At 65.3% G+C, this 16,520-nt stretch carries 19 protein-coding genes and 1 riboswitch; of the genes, 12 read left to right on the forward strand and 7 right to left on the reverse strand.

Features of this window, described 5'->3' with window-relative positions; translation table 11 throughout:
• Positions 1–68 precede the first annotated feature (68 nt).
• From ACLKOZ_RS18965 to ACLKOZ_RS18975, 3 genes are all read left to right on the forward strand, one after another.
• A complete protein-coding gene (locus ACLKOZ_RS18965; protein WP_436477381.1) occupies positions 69–692 on the forward strand; it encodes a LysE family transporter in 624 nt (207 codons plus the stop codon).
• A 136-nt stretch (positions 693–828) separates the two neighbouring features.
• Positions 829–1,386, forward strand: a complete 558-nt coding sequence (locus tag ACLKOZ_RS18970; RefSeq protein ID WP_337347426.1) for a low molecular weight protein-tyrosine-phosphatase — start codon at positions 829–831, stop codon at positions 1,384–1,386.
• Positions 1,383–3,488, forward strand: coding sequence for a chorismate-binding protein (locus ACLKOZ_RS18975; protein ID WP_436477383.1), 2,106 nt, complete (start codon positions 1,383–1,385; stop codon positions 3,486–3,488). The genes ACLKOZ_RS18970 and ACLKOZ_RS18975 overlap by 4 nt, the downstream gene beginning before the upstream one ends.
• A gap of 8 nt (positions 3,489–3,496) precedes the next feature.
• Here ACLKOZ_RS18975 and cls read toward each other — a convergent pair whose 3' ends face one another.
• Entirely contained in the window at positions 3,497–4,972 is a 1,476-nt protein-coding gene (cls, locus tag ACLKOZ_RS18980; protein ID WP_436477385.1) for a cardiolipin synthase, read from the reverse strand.
• A gap of 94 nt (positions 4,973–5,066) precedes the next feature.
• On the opposite strand from cls, the gene ACLKOZ_RS18985 reads away from it, so the two are divergent.
• From ACLKOZ_RS18985 to ACLKOZ_RS18995, 3 genes are all read left to right on the forward strand, one after another.
• Positions 5,067–6,011: an aminodeoxychorismate lyase gene (locus tag ACLKOZ_RS18985; protein ID WP_436477387.1), complete on the forward strand. Its 945-nt coding sequence runs from the start codon at positions 5,067–5,069 to the stop codon at positions 6,009–6,011.
• A 222-nt stretch (positions 6,012–6,233) separates the two neighbouring features.
• Positions 6,234–7,274: an NAD(P)-dependent alcohol dehydrogenase gene (locus tag ACLKOZ_RS18990; RefSeq protein WP_436477389.1), complete on the forward strand. Its 1,041-nt coding sequence runs from the start codon at positions 6,234–6,236 to the stop codon at positions 7,272–7,274.
• Positions 7,275–7,423: 149 nt separating this feature from the next.
• Positions 7,424–7,888, forward strand: a complete 465-nt coding sequence (locus ACLKOZ_RS18995) for a pyridoxamine 5'-phosphate oxidase family protein (protein ID WP_337347430.1) — start codon at positions 7,424–7,426, stop codon at positions 7,886–7,888.
• A gap of 38 nt (positions 7,889–7,926) precedes the next feature.
• On the opposite strand, the gene ACLKOZ_RS19000 is transcribed toward ACLKOZ_RS18995, so the two are convergent.
• Entirely contained in the window at positions 7,927–8,634 is a 708-nt protein-coding gene (locus tag ACLKOZ_RS19000) for a TetR/AcrR family transcriptional regulator C-terminal domain-containing protein (protein ID WP_436477391.1), read from the reverse strand.
• A gap of 290 nt (positions 8,635–8,924) precedes the next feature.
• Here ACLKOZ_RS19000 and ACLKOZ_RS19005 point away from each other — a divergent pair, with 290 nt between their 5' ends.
• The 3 genes from ACLKOZ_RS19005 (at position 8,925) to ACLKOZ_RS19015 (ending at position 10,896) form a co-directional block, all read left to right on the forward strand.
• Positions 8,925–9,179, forward strand: coding sequence for a hypothetical protein (locus ACLKOZ_RS19005; RefSeq protein WP_337347432.1), 255 nt, complete (start codon positions 8,925–8,927; stop codon positions 9,177–9,179).
• Positions 9,180–9,184: 5 nt separating this feature from the next.
• Positions 9,185–9,433: a hypothetical protein gene (locus ACLKOZ_RS19010; protein WP_436477393.1), complete on the forward strand. Its 249-nt coding sequence runs from the start codon at positions 9,185–9,187 to the stop codon at positions 9,431–9,433.
• Between the two features lie 236 nt (positions 9,434–9,669).
• Positions 9,670–10,896, forward strand: a complete 1,227-nt coding sequence (locus ACLKOZ_RS19015; RefSeq protein WP_436477395.1) for an acetyl-CoA C-acyltransferase — start codon at positions 9,670–9,672, stop codon at positions 10,894–10,896.
• A gap of 28 nt (positions 10,897–10,924) precedes the next feature.
• On the opposite strand, the gene ACLKOZ_RS19020 is transcribed toward ACLKOZ_RS19015, so the two are convergent.
• A complete protein-coding gene (locus tag ACLKOZ_RS19020; protein ID WP_436477397.1) occupies positions 10,925–11,428 on the reverse strand; it encodes a hypothetical protein in 504 nt (167 codons plus the stop codon).
• Positions 11,429–11,534: 106 nt separating this feature from the next.
• Positions 11,535–11,648, forward strand: a riboswitch (SAM riboswitch).
• A 13-nt stretch (positions 11,649–11,661) separates the two neighbouring features.
• Between ACLKOZ_RS19020 and ACLKOZ_RS19025 the strand changes: the two genes are divergently transcribed.
• Genes ACLKOZ_RS19025 through ACLKOZ_RS19035 form a run of 3 tightly spaced genes read left to right on the forward strand, consistent with a single transcriptional unit; the run spans position 11,662 to position 13,535 of the window.
• Positions 11,662–11,919 carry a DUF1737 domain-containing protein gene (locus ACLKOZ_RS19025; RefSeq protein ID WP_337347436.1) on the forward strand — a complete coding sequence of 86 codons (258 nt, stop codon included), beginning with the start codon at positions 11,662–11,664 and terminating at the stop codon, positions 11,917–11,919.
• Positions 11,916–12,326 (forward strand): rhodanese-like domain-containing protein, encoded by a 411-nt coding sequence (locus ACLKOZ_RS19030; RefSeq protein WP_337352024.1) that lies wholly within the window; start codon positions 11,916–11,918, stop codon positions 12,324–12,326. The genes ACLKOZ_RS19025 and ACLKOZ_RS19030 overlap by 4 nt, the downstream gene beginning before the upstream one ends.
• On the forward strand, positions 12,327–13,535 hold the full coding sequence (locus ACLKOZ_RS19035) for an O-succinylhomoserine sulfhydrylase (protein WP_337347438.1): 1,209 nt from the start codon (positions 12,327–12,329) through the stop codon (positions 13,533–13,535).
• 11 nt (positions 13,536–13,546) lie between these two features.
• Here the strand turns inward: ACLKOZ_RS19035 and ACLKOZ_RS19040 are convergent, their stop codons facing one another.
• The 4 genes from ACLKOZ_RS19040 to ACLKOZ_RS19055 are packed head-to-tail and all read right to left on the reverse strand — an operon-like array spanning position 13,547 to position 16,469.
• On the reverse strand, positions 13,547–14,617 hold the full coding sequence (locus ACLKOZ_RS19040; protein WP_436477400.1) for a CU044_5270 family protein: 1,071 nt from the start codon (positions 14,615–14,617) through the stop codon (positions 13,547–13,549).
• Positions 14,583–15,179 carry an RNA polymerase sigma factor gene (locus tag ACLKOZ_RS19045; RefSeq protein WP_436477402.1) on the reverse strand — a complete coding sequence of 199 codons (597 nt, stop codon included), beginning with the start codon at positions 15,177–15,179 and terminating at the stop codon, positions 14,583–14,585. Before ACLKOZ_RS19045 ends, ACLKOZ_RS19040 begins: the two co-directional genes overlap by 35 nt.
• Before the next feature lie 51 nt (positions 15,180–15,230).
• Positions 15,231–15,533 (reverse strand): DUF1905 domain-containing protein, encoded by a 303-nt coding sequence (locus tag ACLKOZ_RS19050; RefSeq protein ID WP_436477404.1) that lies wholly within the window; start codon positions 15,531–15,533, stop codon positions 15,231–15,233.
• Positions 15,534–15,566: 33 nt separating this feature from the next.
• Entirely contained in the window at positions 15,567–16,469 is a 903-nt protein-coding gene (locus tag ACLKOZ_RS19055; RefSeq protein ID WP_436477406.1) for a LysR family transcriptional regulator ArgP, read from the reverse strand.
• Between the last annotated feature and the right edge of the window lie 51 nt (positions 16,470–16,520).

Raw genomic sequence — 16,520 nt, forward strand, 5'->3', positions numbered from 1 at the left:
TCCGGCCACCGCGAGCCGCCAATACAGCCCGTGACAACCCCGTGGTGAACCGGCACTAAACTCGGGAGGTGCAATTCTCCCTTTGGCTCGCCCTCGCGGGTGCCGGCGTCCTGGTCAGCTTCACACCGGGAGCCGGTGCGATCAACACCATGAGCAACTCCCTGACGTCAGGATTCCGCCGCTCCATCTGGGGGATCCTGGGCCAGCAGGCAGCCCTGGTCATCCACGTGATGGTAGTTGCACTCGGAGTGGGTGTCCTCGTGGCCAGTTCCCCCGTCGCCTTCAACGTGATCCGCTACGCCGGAGCGGCCTACCTGGTGTACCTGGGCATCCGCCAGTTTCTGAGCAAACCCCAACCCGACCAGGAGGCGGCCGAGTCGCTCGGGAACGAGCCCGCGGGGTCCATGTTCCGGCGCGGTCTGTGGGTCAACCTGCTGAACCCCAAGGCCATCGTCTTTTTCCTTGCGTTCATGCCGCAGTTCATCCGGCCCGAACAGCCGCTGCTCCCGCAGTATCTGGTGTTGACCGCCACCGTCGTAGTCATTGACATCCTCGTCATGTGGTTCTTCTTCGCCACTGCTGCCAAGTCGTTCCAGCGATTTACCCACACCGCCCGCGGACCGCAGATCCTCAACCGGATCTTTGGCATTTTGTTCGTGGCGGTGGGCATTCTCCTCGCCCTGATCCACTGACCAACCGCTGGATCGTGGTTCAAATGAAGCACACTGCAACCGCATCGTGACCATTTATGCAATTCTCTTTACGAATCCGTGAAACATGCCGAAAACCGGCTAGCCAAGAGCGGCGGTATCCCGCATGCTTAGCACCATGAACTCATCGTCGAGCCCATACCGGATCATTGCCGTCTGCACCGGGAACATTTGCCGGTCCCCCATGGCCGAGCTGATGCTGGCTGCGGCGCTTGAAGCGTCCGGGCTTGACGGCGAGGTGACGGTGGACTCTGCAGGGACCACAGGCTATGAGGCCGGGCGCCCCATCGATCCGAGGGCAGCCCGCCGGCTCGCAGCCACGAAGCTCACCTCCGACCGGCACATTGCCCGCGAGTGGCAGGCCGGCTGGTTCGGCGAACGGGACCTGATCCTCGCCCTGGACATCGACCACTACGCCTGGCTGCGCGAAAACGCTCCGGACCAGGAATCCATGGATAAAGTGCGGATGCTGCGCAGCTTCGACCCGAAAGTAGCCAGCAAAGACCTGTTGGACCAGGGCATCGAGGACCCCTGGTACGGCGGCCAAGCTGACTTCGACGTCGTGTGGCACCAGATCCAGACCGCCCTGCCGGGGATCATTGAGCACGTCCGGTCCGTCATCCGGAGCCGCGACCGGAGCAGGCAGCAGGAGCAGCAGGTACGCTCTATTTCATGACCCCCGCACCTGTGATCATCGCCGTCGACGGGCGATCCGGCGCAGGGAAAACCACACTGGCCATCGAACTGGCCGCGCGGCTCCGGAACCACCACAAGGTCTCGCTCTTCCACCTGGAGGACATCTACCCCGGCTGGAACGGCCTCGCCGCCGGTATCGAGCGCTACGTCTCCACGGTCCTCACCCCCCTGAGCCGCGGCGACCGTGCCACGTGGACAAGCTGGGACTGGGAAAAACATTACGACGGCGACACCCGGGTCACGCTGCCCGCCGAGATCGTCATCATCGAGGGAGTCGGCTCCGCGGCAGCCGAAGCCCGCCTCATGCTGGATGCCGTTGTCTGGGCTGATTCGCCGGACGATGTCCGCCGGACCCGGGCGCTGGACCGTGACGGCGGAACGTACGAGCCGTTCTGGGACCAGTGGGCGGCCCAGGAAGACGCCTGGCTTGCTGGCGACGACGTCCCGGCCCACGCAGACATCCGCGTCCTGAACGAGGCAGACGGCTCCGCGCCCACCGATGTCCTGCAGCTCCTGCCCTACCTCCCCTCGCTGGGAACCGTGCTGGTCCCCGAACTGTCCGCAAGGCGCGGCCTGAGGCTCCGTACGGAACGGCTGGACTGCCGGCCGGACGCGGCCGCGCTGTTCGCGGACTTGTACGGCAGCTCGCGCAACGCCGTATGGCTGGACTCCTCGAACGCCCCGTCCGCCCCGCCGCTTGGGCCTTCCCCGGCAGCGGAGCGCAGCCGCTTCAGTATCCTCGCGGACGACGGCGGCGTGTTCGGCCAGGTGGTCACGCACCGGTCAGGCGAGAGCCTCATCGCCGCCGGCAGCGCCACCGCACGCGTGCCGGGCCCGTTCTTCCGCTGGCTGGACACTGTTTGGGGCCGCCGGGCGGTCCGCACTCCGGACGATTATCCCGGTGACTTTGCGCTCGGCTGGCTGGGATGCCTGGGCTACGAACTCAAGCGCGAGACGGGCGGCACGGATGTTGCCGCTCCAACCCCGGATGCCGCCCTGATCTTCGCCGGAAGGGCTGTTGTCCTGGACCACGCCGAGGGCACAGTTTGGCTGCTCGCCCTCGAATCATCGGATGCAGGCAGCTGGCTCGCATCGGCACGCGCCGCCGTGGCCACGGCGGCTCCGCCAGCAGCGCCGGAAGCAGCCCCCGACGACGCCGGGATGACGGACCCCGCCGGCGGCAGCAACGCCGTCGTCCGTCCACCGGTGTTCAGCGGCCGCGACACCGAACTCGACTACAAACACAAAATTGCGGCCGCCCAGCACGAGATCGGGGAAGGAAACTCCTACGAGGTCTGCCTCACCACCACGCTCACGGCACAGGTGCCTGCGGCTGAGGCCGCGCCCTGGGCCACCTACCTGGCCCTGCGCCGCAGGAACCCCGCCCCTTTCGCCAGCTACCTGCGGTTTGGCGGGTTGACCGTGGCCAGCACGTCGCCGGAACGGTTCCTGAAGATAGCTTCCGACGGCGGCATGCGGGCCGAGCCGATCAAGGGCACCCGCCGCCGGGCATCAGATCCCGCGCGGGACGCGCAGCTGCGCCGCGACCTGGAAACCTCACTCAAGGACCGGGCAGAGAACATCATGATCGTGGACCTGCTGCGGAACGACCTTAGCCACTTCGCCGAACCCGGATCCGTCACGGTCAGCAGGCTGTGCGCGATCGAAAGCTACGCCACTGTGCACCAAATGGTCAGCACTATCGACGCGCAGCTGCTGCCTGGATCGCCCCGGGCCGAAGCGGTGGCGGCGTGCTTCCCGGCGGGGTCCATGACCGGTGCCCCGAAGATCAGCACCATGGCCATCCTGGACCGGTTGGAGCAGGGGCCGCGGGGCCTGTATTCCGGGGCCATCGGCTACTTTTCGCTGAATGGGGCCACGGACCTGGCCGTTGCCATCCGCACTTTGGTGATCAATTCCGTCGCCGGGGACGGCAGCGGTGATACGGCGACGGCGGAACTCACTCTCGGCGTCGGCGGTGCCATCACCTCGGACTCCGTTCCGGACGAGGAATACGACGAAATCCGGGTGAAGGCCTTCGGCGTGCTGTCCGCGCTGGGCGCCGACTTCCCCGACTCCTGAACCTGGAGTTACTGGACAGTTGCGGTCAGCCTGGCGACGTTATCGATGTAGCGGGCGGCGAGCGGCCGGTTCAGCCAGTCCTCGAGCCTGAGCTCATGGGAGATGTCGCGGTAGGTGTTCTCCACCGCGCGCATCTCATTTACGATTTCCGCGCCCAGGAGCATCACGGACACTTCCATGTTCAGCGAGAACGAACGCATGTCCATGTTGCTCGAGCCCAGGACCGCCACTTCGTCGTCGATCGTGAAGTGCTTGGCGTGGAGCACAAATGGAGCCCTGTAGAGGTAGATCTTCACTCCAGCTTCCAGCAACGCTTCATAGTACGACTGCTGCGCGTGGTGCACCAGGAACTGGTCCCCCTTCTCGGAGACGAACAGTTCCACGTCCACGCCCCGCTGCGCCGCCGTCGTGATGGCGTAAAGCAGCGAGTCGTCGGGCACGAAGTAGGGGCTGCAGATGGAGATCCGGTGCTGGGCGGAGTAGATCAGCGTGGTGAACAGCCGCAGGTTGTTTTCGGTGATGAACCCCGGCCCGCTGGGAACCACCTGTGCGGTGACGTTTCCGGGAGCCGGGTTGGCCGGAAGCTGCAGCTGGTGTTCCAGGGACTCGTCGGTTTCGCTGAGCCAGTCGGTGGCAAAGACCACGTTGAGCGTGGTGACGATGGGACCGCGCAGGCAGGCCATCAGCTCCACCCATTCGCGGCCCGCCTTGCGGTGCTTGGGGTTGTTGTAGGAGGGCTCGATCAGGTTCTGCGAGCCAGTGAAGGCGAGTTCGCCGTCGATCACCATGATCTTGCGGTGGTTGCGCAGGTCCGGCCGGCGCCACTGGCCGTGGATGGGCAACAGCGGGAGCATGCGCTTCCACTGGATTTTTCCTGCCCGAAGCCGTTTGAGCAGCTTGCGGTAGCCCTTGATCCGCAGGGTGCCGATGTGGTCGAAAAGCACCCGGACTTCAACGCCCCGCTCAGCAGCTTCTTCCATCGCGGTGAGCAGGTCATCGGTGATGTGGTCCGTACTCATGATGTAGAACTCGGCGTTGATGAACTTTTTGGCTTTGCGCACCGCCTCGGTCATGGCCAGGATCGAGTCCGGATAGCCGGGAATGAGGTCCACCGAGTTGCCGTCCACCATGGGAAGGGAGCCCAGCCTGCGGTTCAGCTCTCCGGCGGAGGTGACCCATTCCGGTCCCGGGTATTCACTTTCGACGTCGGCGAGCGCGGAGATGCCCGAACGCACCCTGGCGTTGACGGTCTCCTGCTGCTCGCGACGGCGGCTGGAGAGCTTGAAGTTGCCGAACAGCAGGAACAGGACCAGTCCCACGAAGGGGACAAAGAAGATGACAAGCAGCCAGGCCATGGCGGTGGTGGGACGCCGGTTGCCGGGGATGATGCCCAGGGCCGCCACCCGGATCACGAGGTCGGCGGCGGCCAGCAGCAGGGTCAGCCAACCCGGCACGGTGCCGGCAAGGGAAAACGGCCACAACACTTCAGAACCCCCGGACTGTGTGCGCCCTCCGGACGGGTTCCGGCCAGGGCGATGACCACAGCTTAGCCGCGGGCAGCCGGACTAAGCTGGAGCCATGACTTCTCCTGCTTCCGTGGTGCTCGTTTTCCTGGATTCCGAGTTCCCTGCCGGCCGGCTGGCCGACGCCTCACAGCCCCAACTGATGGCCACTGACCAGGGGGCAACGCGCGGTGACGGTGTTTTCGAGACCATGCTGGCCGTGGGCGGAGCAGTGCGGAAGCTCCAAGCGCATTTGAACCGGCTGGAAGGTTCGGCGGAGGCACTGGATCTGGTGATTCCAGGCCAGGACCAGTGGCGCGCGGCCATCGGAACAGCCGTAGAGGAACACCGGACCGAGCATCCCGCGTCCTCACCGGCGGAGGACGAACTCGTGGTGAAGCTGGTGGTGACGCGCGGCGTGGAGGGCGCGGCCAGCCCCACGAGCTGGGTCCAGGTGTCCCCCGTAGGCGCCGCCAGCCGCCGCCAGCGCGAAACCGGGATCGACGTCATCCTGCTGGACCGCGGTTATGACAGCGGCGTTGCCGAACGCGCGCCATGGCTGCTGATGGGCGCCAAAACCCTGTCCTACGCGGTGAACATGGCGGCGTTGCGGCATGCCCACAAACTGGGCGCCGACGACGTCATCTTCACGTCCTCCGACGGACGCGTCCTGGAGGGTCCCACTTCCACCGTGCTGCTCGCGCACGTGGAAACGTCCGATGACGGCGGTGGCGCAGGCAGCCGCACCGTCAAGCGGCTCATCACGCCGCAGCTGGATAGCGGCATTCTTGCCGGGACATCCCAGGGTGCGCTCTTCACCGCCGCCAAAGCCGCGGGGTGGGAACTTGGCTACGGACCCTTGGAGCCACAGGACCTCCTGGATGCCGACGCCGTCTGGCTCATTTCCAGCATCCGGCTGCTTGCTCCCGTGAACCACATTGACGGCAAGGAAATTGGAACGCCAGCCGTCAAGAAGCAGCTGACGGCCGAACTGAGCGAGCTGTTCGCCGGGATCCAATAGGCCTGCCTGCGTGCCTGCCTGCCTTGTCTGTCTGTCTGTCTGTCTGTCTGCCAGGACGGCCGCGCACTCTTTCCCTGCGAGGGCTGCCCGTGTTCCCGTGGGAGGCTCTGCCAGTACCTGTATTAGCAGGACCTTCCACCGAGCTGCGCCAGAGGGTTTGCTGATTAGGAAGCGATATCTTCCACCCAACGAAGCGATCCCATAGCCAACTTACGGAGAACAATGTTTACCGCCAATGCCTACGCTGCCCCGTCCGCAACGGGCGACCTCATCCCCACCACGATTGAACGCCGCGATGTCGGCGCCCATGACGTCCTGATCGAGATCAAGTTCGCCGGCATCTGCCACTCAGATATCCACACCGTCCGCGGCGACTGGGGACCCCAGCAGTACCCGCTGGCGCCCGGCCATGAAATCGCCGGCATCGTCACGGAGGTCGGCTCCGCCGTCACCAAGCACGCCGTGGGCGATCGGGTGGGCGTGGGCTGCATGGTCAACTCCTGCCGCGAATGCGTCAACTGCCAAAAGGGCGAGGAGCAGTACTGCCTCGCCGGGAACATCGGCACGTACGGCGCCGTGGATCGCGACGGCACCATCACCCAGGGCGGCTACTCCACACACGTGGTGGTGACCGAGGACTTCGTGGTCACCATCCCGGAAGGGATCGAGCTCGACGCCGCCGCTCCCCTGCTGTGCGCAGGCATCACTACGTACTCTCCGCTGCGTCACTGGGGTGCGGGTCCCGGTAAGAAGGTCGCCGTCGTCGGCCTTGGCGGCCTCGGCCACATGGCCGTCAAGCTCGCGCATGCCATGGGCGCAGAGGTCACGGTGCTCTCGCAGTCGCTGAAAAAGCAGGAGGACGGGCTGAAGCTCGGCGCGGACCACTACTACGCCACAAGCGACGAAACCACGTTCACGGACCTGGCCAACACGTTCGACCTGATCATCAACACCGTCAGCGCACCGATCGACATCAGCGCCTACCTGCAGCTGCTGACCCTCGACGGGGCCCTGGTGAACGTGGGCGCTCCGGCCGAGCCGCTCCCGGTCAACGTCTTCTCACTGATCCTGGGACGGCGCTCCTTCGCCGGATCAGCGATCGGCGGCATCCGCGAGACCCAGGAAATGCTCGACTTCTGTGCCGAACACAACCTCGGCGCCGAGATCGAGGTCATCCCGGCGAGCAAGATCAACGACGCCTACGAACGCGTGCTGGCGTCCGACGTGCGCTACCGGTTCGTCATCGACACCTCAACGCTCTAACCCCCGGATGCGGCGGGGAGCCTGCGACTTTTTGCAGGTTCCCCTGCCGTGCCCGCGGAACCGGCCGCTGCCGGAAGCGGGGCGCAGCTCCCAACCGGGCGGACCCAACCCCCTTTTGGACCGGCCGCAGGAGCCGTAGGGTGTGGTCCATGACCTCCACCGAAGTGCCTGATGACAAATTGACGTTCGATGAGTGCTGGGAACTGCTGGCCGATGAGACCCTGGGGCGGATCGCCGTCATCGTGGACGACCATCCTGAGATCTTTCCGGTGAATTTCGTGCTGGACCGCCGGAGCCTCGTGTTCCGGACCTCCGGAGTTACCAAGCTTTGGGCAGCGCTGACGGAGAAGCCGGCAGCGCTGGAATGTGATGGTTATGACCCGCACACAGAAACAGCCTGGAGCGTGGTGGCCCGCGGCGACATTGAAGTGATCGAGGACCCGGAAGACAAGGCCGCCGTGGACAACCTCAACCTGGAGCCCTGGCACCCGGGCGCGAAGAACCACTACGTACGGCTCACGCCGCGCGCCCTGACCGGGCGCCGTTTCAAGGTCAACAAACCGGACGTCTGGAACACAAGGCTGTCCGACCGCCGTCGCGCTTCATTCGAGTAGTACAACGGCGCGCTGCCGAGTTCATTGGCGCCGCAAGCTCACGGTGTTGCGGCGATTGCCCGGGAAAGTTGGGTCTCCAGCCCGGACAGCAGAATGGTGATCCCCTGGTCGAGTTCCGCCTCGCCGTCGTAATCAGCCAACACCGGCGCCAATGCCCGGAGCCGGGGAAAGTCCTTTGCCGGCAAGCGGTGCAGCCCCAGCCGTAGGAGGGCCTCGTTTTCCTCCGGGTCCACGATGAACTCCTGGAGCTCGTTGAGGATGTGGCCGTAGAGGAAGCCGTAGTACGCCCGGTACACGTGCAAGGCATCCGTGGGCGTGAACCCGGCGTCGATCAGCAAGCCCAGGATCTGCTCCAATGGCCGCACGGTACCCAACGGCCGCAGGCCCAGGGGCGTGGAGAGCGGCCGTGTCACCAGCAGGGGAATAACGTTTGGGTGGCGGAGTGCCAGGAGCCGCAGGTCGTGGGCAATGCGGCGCAGCTGCGCCTTCCAGTCGGGATCGGCCGGGAAGATAGCGAGCTCATTGAGGACCATCTCGGACACCCCGTCCAGCAGGGCGGCGCGGTTCTCTGCGTAGCGGTAGAGGCTCATTGGATCGCGTTCCAGCACCTGCCCCAAGCGGCGCATAGTCAGCGAGTCGAGGCCCTCGGAATCCACGAGTTCCAAGGCCGCGGAGAGCACCAGTTCCCTGCTCAGGCGCGGTTTAGGGCTCGCCATTTCATTCTCCGGGGTCTTCGGGGAGGGCATGGGATTCCATCCTGTGCGTTGAAGCGTCGGGCTGGGATAGGAAAAATAAAGACGCTTGCCTAATACGTAGTCTACGCGTAAAGTCTACGTTGTAGAGCAAAATGTAGGCGCGGGTTTCAGACAAGGGACCGCGTTGCTGGGCGGACAGGCCAGCCAAATCAAACTCTTAGCCAGTCCGGACTCCGTCCTGGCACACGAATACCCTGAATGCCCACGTGCACGGCGTTGAGGTTCGCGCTGCTGTAGCCGAACGGCGGCACCAACTGCACCTGGCGAAAGAGAAGCCGATTATGGCACATTCGCAGTTCGACAAATTCCTCCGCGAAGCTACAACGTGCGTCGGTGAACCTGATGTCACCCTTGCCCGCGATCCCCTGTATGGCCTTTACACCAGTTGGTGTTTCCTCAATCAGCAGACCCCCCGCGCCGAAACCACTTTCTGGGCTGCCATGTCCCGCCGGATCAACCCCGACCAAAACGGCCTGCGCATGAAGGGCCCGGCAGCAGCTGATTACATACTGACGAGTTACCCCGGCCTGGTCTAAGCCCCATGGAGAAACCCTTCTGCAGTTACCTGCCACGGGATTCTTTCCAGCCACGGGGCGGGCGGCCCTGGTGCGCAGACTGTGACACCGATTCCTACCTGGCGTTGGACTCGGTGGTGGTTCTAGATGCACGCAAGAACACTTTGGCGGCCGCCGTCAGCTGCTCGCAGTGCCGGGGCTCCCGCGTCCTGGCAACCACCTCTGAGCTCATGGCCGCCGTGCTGGCAAGGGCACCACACCTGGCTGCGACGTGAACAGCCTCACGACCGAAACAGCCACCTGACAACGTCCATCCCGCCTAGATCCTGCGGTCCCGAAGAAGCGGGCGCAGGCGATCGGCTGGCTGGCAGCACTGGAAGGGCCGGGGCCACCCCGGCCCTTCCTGCGTTCCATTCCCGCACCGCCACCGCCCATGACATGCTTGAGGAAACAGCACCCCGGGCGCGCCTGGACGTCGCCCCGAGCCTCGCCTCCACCGAAAGGCAGCATCATGGTCAACGACGCCACGGCCAACACTTTCCCGGCCCACGAGGACCGCACTGCCGTCATCCTCGGAGGTGCCCGCACCCCTTTCGGCCGTTTCCGCGGCAGCCTGTCTTCCCTCTCCTCCAGCGCACTGGGCGCACATGCGATCCGCCATGCGCTGGAACGCGCAGGTGTGGCGCCGGGGCAGGTACATGCGGTAATCGTGGGGCAGGTCATCCAGGCAGGAGCCGGCCAGGGACCGGCCCGGCAGGCAAGCCTGGCGGCAGGCATCGGCTGGGATGTCCCCACGGTCACCATCAACAAACTCTGCCTTTCCGGGCTGACCGCCGTGATCGACGCGGCCCGGATGATCCGCGCCGGGGAGGCTGATTTCGTCGTGGCCGCCGGCCAGGAATCCATGACCAACGCCCCGCACCTGCTGCCCCGCCTGCGCACCGGCGTGGCCATCGGCGATACCCCGCTGGTGGATTCCCTGAACCACGACGCCCTCCAGGATCCCATCTCCGGAATCCTGCAGGGCGCCGCCACCGATGCAGGCAATGCTGAGCGCGGGATCAGCCGCGGGGAGCAGGACGAAGTTGCCGCCCGCTCCCACCAGAGGGCCGAAACAGCGCGGAATGCAGGACTGCTCGCCGAAGAGATCGTTCCCCTGGATATCCCGCAGCGCCGCGGCCCTGCCGTCACCGTCGATGCCGATGAGGGGATCCGGCCGGGCACGACGGCGGAGGCCCTGGCGGCGCTCAAGCCCGCCTTTTCCACGGCAGACTCAGCCACCATCACCGCAGGTTCCGCCTCTCCCCTCTCCGACGGCGCGGCCGCCGTCGTGGTGGCCAGCAAGGCGGCCGCCGAACGGGCGGGGCTCACCTGGATTGCCGAGATCGGCGCCCACGGGCAGACAGCCGGGCCGGACGGCTCATTGCATTCCCAGCCGTCCCGCGCCATCGAAAAAGCACTCCGCGCAGAAGGGATTTCGGTGGAGGACCTGGACTTGGTGGAAATCAACGAAGCGTTCGCCTCGGTGATCATCCAGTCAGCCCAGGACCTTGGCATTTCGGCGGAGAAGATCAACGCCGAGGGCGGGGCGATCGCGCTGGGCCACCCCGTCGGCGCATCGGGGGCACGGCTGGTCCTGCACCAGGCCCTGGCGCTGAAACGGCGCGGCGGCGGCATCGGCGTCGTGGCCTTGTGCGGCGGCGGCGGCCAGGGCGAGGCCCTCATCCTCAGGGCCTGACGCCCGTCCCCACGGGCGTCGGCGCTGCTCAGGCCCCGGTACCCGCCAGTATTAGCAACGGCACCAGGCGCTCGGCACACGAGACCAGGACAAGCGTCCTGGGCCCCGCGCCGGCCCGGTTGTTAACCCCGGTGTCGTCGCACCAATCCAGGTTGTACGGGTGCGCCCCCACTGCCGCCTTGCCGGGAGCCGCGCCCGGCGGGACGGTGAACACGAAAGTAAACGCGCCGTCGTCGCTCATGGGTGCGAGTTCCTCCAGCATCAGCGATCCAAAGGCGTCCCGCACCGTCACCTGGACCTGCGCGTTTTGCCCGTAGCGGGCATCGCAGCTGGTGTCCTGCGCGCTGACCGTAACCTGCTCACCGGGCTTGGCTTCCGACGGCGTGACTGTGTACGCGGGCGGCATGCAGGGCGGCGGCGCGAAGACGTCCCGGCAACCACTCAAGCCAGTGGCCACCGTTGCCAGTACGAGGAATGCAGCGGCAGTCCTCAAACGAGCGAATGAAGCCAGTCCCCGCCCGGATTTCCCCATGAACTGATTGTCCCGTCCGGGTGACGGCCGCGGAAGCACGTGTTGGTTACGGAACATGACGACGGCGGCGGTGCGGCCAGGCGGGCCAAGTGTTACGTTTTTGAGGAGTAATGAGAACCGGCGCCAAGCCCTGACTGGCCGGTCGGCAACCCTCCCTTTCGCGGCGGGGTGCCTCAGGTGAATACTCGGCATATCGACATTCGAGTTGCAAGCGTGAGAGAAGGAGATCCGTCGTGTCTGACGCACCTGCCCCTGAAGAAAAACTGTCGTACCGGCTCATCACAGGCCCGGACGACCGTAATTTCTGTGAGCGGATTTCCACCGCCCTGGCCGAAGGCTATGTCCTGCATGGCAGCCCGGCTGCCACGTCCAACGGCGGCCAGGTGATTGTGGCGCAGGCACTCATCCTCCCGGCCGCCATCGCCAGTGCGGACGCCGCCGTCGCCACCGCCGTGGAAGACCTTGAGTTCGAAGGCGAGGGCCACGCGTGAGCTACGCCGGAGACCTCACCCCGCAGGAAGCCTGGACCAAGCTGGAACAGGGCGCCATCCTGGTGGATGTCCGCACCGAGGGTGAGTGGGCGCACATCGGCATCCCTGACACCAAGGCAACCGACAACGACCCCCTGTTCATACAGTGGACGTTCCCTGGCGGCATTCCCAACCCCGAGTTCCTCACCGACCTGAGGCAGCAGGCGCCGGAGGACACCGGCACCGAACTCCTGTTCATCTGCCGCTCGGGCCAGCGCTCCATCTCGGCCGCCATCGCCGCGACGCAGGCCGGCTTCACCTCCTACAACGTCCTGGAGGGCTTCGAAGGCGAACCGGACCGCTACGGCGAGCGCACCGTCAACGGCTGGAAGAACCGCGGCCTGCCAACCAACCTGGGAAAGAACTAAGTGACCTTCAACGAAGATGCCGCCGGCTGGAGCCCTGACACCCAGGCCGTCCGCGGCGGGCTGGACCGCACCAACTTCCAGGAGACCACCGAACCGGTGTTCCTGAACTCCGGATTCGTCTACGAGTCCGCCGCCGCAGCGGAGCGCGCCTTCACCGGCGAGGACGAGCGCTTTGTCTACTCCCGCTACGGCAACCCGTCCGTGGCCACCTTCCAGGAACGGCTCCGCCTGCTCGAAGGCACTGAGGCGTGCTTCGCAACGGCGTCGGGAATGTCCGCCGTGTTCACCGCCCTGGGTGCCCTGCTGGCCGCTGGCGACCGCGTAGTGGCAGCCCGCTCACTGTTCGGCTCCTGCTTTGTGATCCTGAACGAGATCCTGCCCCGCTGGGGTGTTGAGACGGTATTCGTCGACGGACCGGACCTGGAGCAGTGGCGCGCGGCCCTGTCGGAGCCCACCACGGCAGTGTTCTTCGAATCGCCGTCCAACCCGATGCAGGAAATCGTGGACATCGCCGCGGTCAGCGAACTGGCGCACGCCGCCGGCGCTACCGTCGTCGTCGACAACGTCTTTGCCACACCCCTGCTGCAGCGCTGCGGCCAGCTCGGTGCAGACGTGATTGTGTACTCAGGCACCAAGCACATCGACGGCCAGGGCCGGGTCATGGGCGGCGCCATCCTGGGCACCAAGGAATTCATCGACGGGCCGGTCAAGCAGCTCATGCGGCACACCGGCCCGTCGCTGTCCGCCTTCAACGCCTGGGTACTTACCAAGGGGTTGGAAACCATGGCCCTGCGCGTGAACCATTCCTCAGCCACGGCGCTGCGGCTGGCCGAATGGCTCGAACAGCAGCCTGCCGTCAGCTGGGTCAAGTACCCCATGCTGAAATCGCACCCGCAGTATGAGCTCGCCGCCAAGCAGATGAAGGCCGGCGGCACCGTCCTCACCCTGGAGCTCGCCACGACGGACGGCCGCTCCGGCAAGGACGCCGCCTTTGCGCTGCTGGACGCGCTGCGGATCATCGACATCTCCAACAACCTGGGCGATGCCAAGTCCCTCATCACGCACCCGGCCACCACCACCCACCGTGCCATGGGTCCCGAAGGCCGCGCCGCCATCGGGCTCAGCGACGGCGTGGTGCGGCTGTCCGTGGGCCTTGAGGACGCGGACGACCTCATCCGCGACCTCGAACAGGCGCTCAAGCAGATCTGATCGGCGCCTGCTTACGGGGCGGAATTGACCACTGAGGTCTCAACCGAGGTCCAAGCGGTCGCTGTTCCGGCTGGGAAGGTCTCGCCAGGTGTCAGCGTGACCACTCGTTCTCCGATCAGCAGCCCTGTGTCGGGATCAATGATGATGTCCGTCCGCGTTTCCCTGTCCGGATGCTCGATCCCGATCGCTGTGCCTACCTTGCCGTCTAGGTTCGCCTCCTTGTCTACGACGGTGACTCCGGGAATGAGCGCGGCCGCTTTGTACAGTGCAGCGCGAAGGTCCGCCGGGACGATTCCGGTCTGCAGGGCGGCGGCAATGCTTTCCAACGTTTCGGCTTCCGGCCTGCCTTGTTTGCCTCGCTGTCGAATGGTGTCCAGGAGTGCCTGGGGGTCGCGGGGCAGATTCTTCACGCCTTCCTCCAGGGGCAAGCCGGCGAACAGCAGCCGCGGTCCTCCGTAGAAGTTACCTCCCGGTGCCCGGAGCAGTTCTCCCGCGCCGTGGGGGTTTTCAGACTGGGATTGCTGGTATTTGGTGGCCTCCGCTTTGGCTTCCTCGCTGAAGAACGTCGTCGGGATGCGGGCTTCGCGGTTCCAGATCCATTCGGAGGCATGGTCGGCTGGGACATAAAGCTGGTCCGAAGATTTGTCCAGCCACTCCACCGAACGGCCGCCTGCTCCGGGGTCCCCCAAAGCGACTCCGGCGGCGTAGACCGCTGTGGTATCGATCTTCAGGTACTGGCCGGGTCCCACTTCCGGGTCGGAGGTCTGGATGGTTGCTGCCGCGGCGTTGTTCAGGACCTCGGCTGCTTCGGCGGTTGCTCCCGGACCACTGGGCCTGACTACATCTGCCACGACGATTCCCCCCACGAGCAGGGCTGCAGCTGCCGAAGCGATCAGGACACGGCGCCGGAAGCGGATCGGGCGAACGTTGGCCGGGGCGTACGTTGTGGCCGTTGCCTCGGGGCCGGAGTCGGAGTCGGAACTGATCTTGGACATGAGTCTGTTGCGTCCGCGTGCCAAAGTTGTCGGCGGGGCGGAGCCGACGTCGCTACGCATTTCGCGGAGCAGCTGTAAATCGTTCATGGTCGTTCTCCGTTTCATCAAGTATTTCGAGGTTGAGCCGGGTCCGCAGTGTTCGTCGGGCACGGTTCAGACGGGACCTCACGGTTCCCACCGGTACGTCCATGGCCACGGCGATGCCCTCGTAGGTCAGGTCCGCCCAGGCGTAGAGCAGCAGCGTTTCCCGGTCTATGGCCGCCATAGCTTTCAGGCTGCGAGCAATGCCAGCGGTCGCCACAACGGCGTCCACTTGGGCGGCAATCCGGTCCGAATCGTCGGCGACGGCTTCCCGCAGAGCCGCTTTTCCTGCGGTTCTGAGAATCTTGGCTTCGGCGCGGTGGTGCCGCCGGAGCAAGTTTGTGGCGATCCCGAAAAGCCACGGCCGGGCATCCTCCCGGTCCAGATCGTAGGTTTCAAGTTGTTCCCAGGCGACCAGAAAGGTCTCGGATGTGACGTCGTCGGCGGCGAAATCACCAGCCCTTCTTGCGGCGTATCTGTAGATGACTGAGGCGTATCTGTCGTACAACTCCCCGAAAACTTGGGGGCTGTCCCGGGACCGCCTGATGATGTCGTTGTCTGTGCTCACACTATGTATTGCCCGCTGGCCGCAAAAGGGTTCACGGAGCTCCCATTCCTGCTACTCGGGCCGGATTTCGAGGTTAACAGCTACTGTGTCCCCTGCGGTGATGCGGGCCGCAGTCCTGATCGCTTTCTTCACCGGCAGCAGGTACGAGCCGGACTTGCCGTCCGGGAAGACTGAGGTTTGCCACGTGTGGCCGGAAATTTCGGCTGTGACTTTGACCGAGCCGAAGCCCTTCCGGAGCGGAGCCGCTTCCTCGCGGAGGTCGTCGGCAATGACCTCCGGAAGGGTGAGGAAGTGCCATCCGGCTTCTCCCGGATAGAGCCACAATTCGGCACGGAACGAGTGCGACGACGTCACGGCCTGAGTATGGCATGGCACCTATGCGGCTGGTCAGGCCCCGGGTTGGCGGAGTTGCTGGAACGCCGTCTCCCGGACTGCGTCGGAGAGCTGGTTGAGCACCGGGGAGTCGATCTTCCACCGCTGCCAATACAAGGCCACATCGACAGGGTGCGCCGGGGCCAGTTCGATGAGGGCGGCGCCCCGAATGTCGGCCAGGCACTGCTGCTCCGGCAACAGCCCCCACCCCAATCCCAGGCGGATTGCCTGCGCGAACTCTGCCGACGTCGGCACATAGTGCCGCGGTGCGTTCAGTTCCGTTCCGGTCAGGTTGCGAAAGAACCCGTCCTGCAGGTCGTCCTTGCGGTCAAAGTCCATCACCGGGGCAAGGCTGCCGGCCCTGAGGTCAGCGCCGTCCGGCCACCATCGCCGGACATAGCCCGGACTGGCGACCGCGCGGTATCTCAAGGCTCCCAGCAGGGCCACGCTGCAGCCCTGCACCGGGTCCGGGCTAGCGGTCACAGCGGCCATCACCGTCCCGGCGCGCAGTAGCTGCGTTGAATGCTGTTCGTCTTCCCTGTGGATTTCAAAGAATGCGCCGAGCTCCGGTGGAAGGCCTGCGAGCGCGGACAGGAACCACGTGGACAGCGAATCGGCGTTCACCACCAAGGGAATGGGCGTGCCCGGCCTGTCGCTGCTCTCGCCGAGCTCCCGCGACGCATCCCACTCCAGTTGACGGACCTGCCGGGCGAACCGAAGGACCGCTTCCCCTGCCGGGGTGGGCCGCACGGGATTGGTCCGCTGGAACAGGATCTGTCCGGCCGCATCCTCCATTGCCTTGAGCCGCTGGGAAACTGCCGAGGGCGTGACCACCAGGGTCCTGGCTGCGGCCTCCAGGGTTCCTTCCTCCACCACCGCGGCAAACGTCCGGAGCTGTTCCAGCTGAAAGGTTCTCATTAGCACTCCTTAGGAGAAGTAAAAATGTTTAGCTGGAGTAATCATATGGTC

Source organism: Arthrobacter sp. R4, from assembly GCF_051365025.1.
GTDB lineage: Bacteria > Actinomycetota > Actinomycetes > Actinomycetales > Micrococcaceae > Arthrobacter.

Excerpts from the sequence above, each read along its gene's own strand:
- ACLKOZ_RS18970 (WP_337347426.1), top strand. The coding sequence starts at position 829 with ATGAACTCATCGTCGAGCCCATACCGGATCATTGCCGTCTGCACCGGG.
- ACLKOZ_RS18975 (WP_436477383.1), top strand. The coding sequence starts at position 1,383 with ATGACCCCCGCACCTGTGATCATCGCCGTCGACGGGCGATCCGGCGCA.
- ACLKOZ_RS18985 (WP_436477387.1), top strand. The coding sequence starts at position 5,067 with ATGACTTCTCCTGCTTCCGTGGTGCTCGTTTTCCTGGATTCCGAGTTC.
- ACLKOZ_RS18990 (WP_436477389.1), top strand. The coding sequence starts at position 6,234 with ATGTTTACCGCCAATGCCTACGCTGCCCCGTCCGCAACGGGCGACCTC.
- ACLKOZ_RS18995 (WP_337347430.1), top strand. The coding sequence starts at position 7,424 with ATGACCTCCACCGAAGTGCCTGATGACAAATTGACGTTCGATGAGTGC.
- ACLKOZ_RS19000 (WP_436477391.1), bottom strand. The coding sequence starts at position 8,634 with ATGCCCTCCCCGAAGACCCCGGAGAATGAAATGGCGAGCCCTAAACCG.
- ACLKOZ_RS19005 (WP_337347432.1), top strand. The coding sequence starts at position 8,925 with ATGGCACATTCGCAGTTCGACAAATTCCTCCGCGAAGCTACAACGTGC.
- ACLKOZ_RS19010 (WP_436477393.1), top strand. The coding sequence starts at position 9,185 with ATGGAGAAACCCTTCTGCAGTTACCTGCCACGGGATTCTTTCCAGCCA.
- ACLKOZ_RS19015 (WP_436477395.1), top strand. The coding sequence starts at position 9,670 with ATGGTCAACGACGCCACGGCCAACACTTTCCCGGCCCACGAGGACCGC.
- ACLKOZ_RS19020 (WP_436477397.1), bottom strand. The coding sequence starts at position 11,428 with ATGGGGAAATCCGGGCGGGGACTGGCTTCATTCGCTCGTTTGAGGACT.
- ACLKOZ_RS19040 (WP_436477400.1), bottom strand. The coding sequence starts at position 14,617 with ATGAACGATTTACAGCTGCTCCGCGAAATGCGTAGCGACGTCGGCTCC.
- ACLKOZ_RS19055 (WP_436477406.1), bottom strand. The coding sequence starts at position 16,469 with ATGAGAACCTTTCAGCTGGAACAGCTCCGGACGTTTGCCGCGGTGGTG.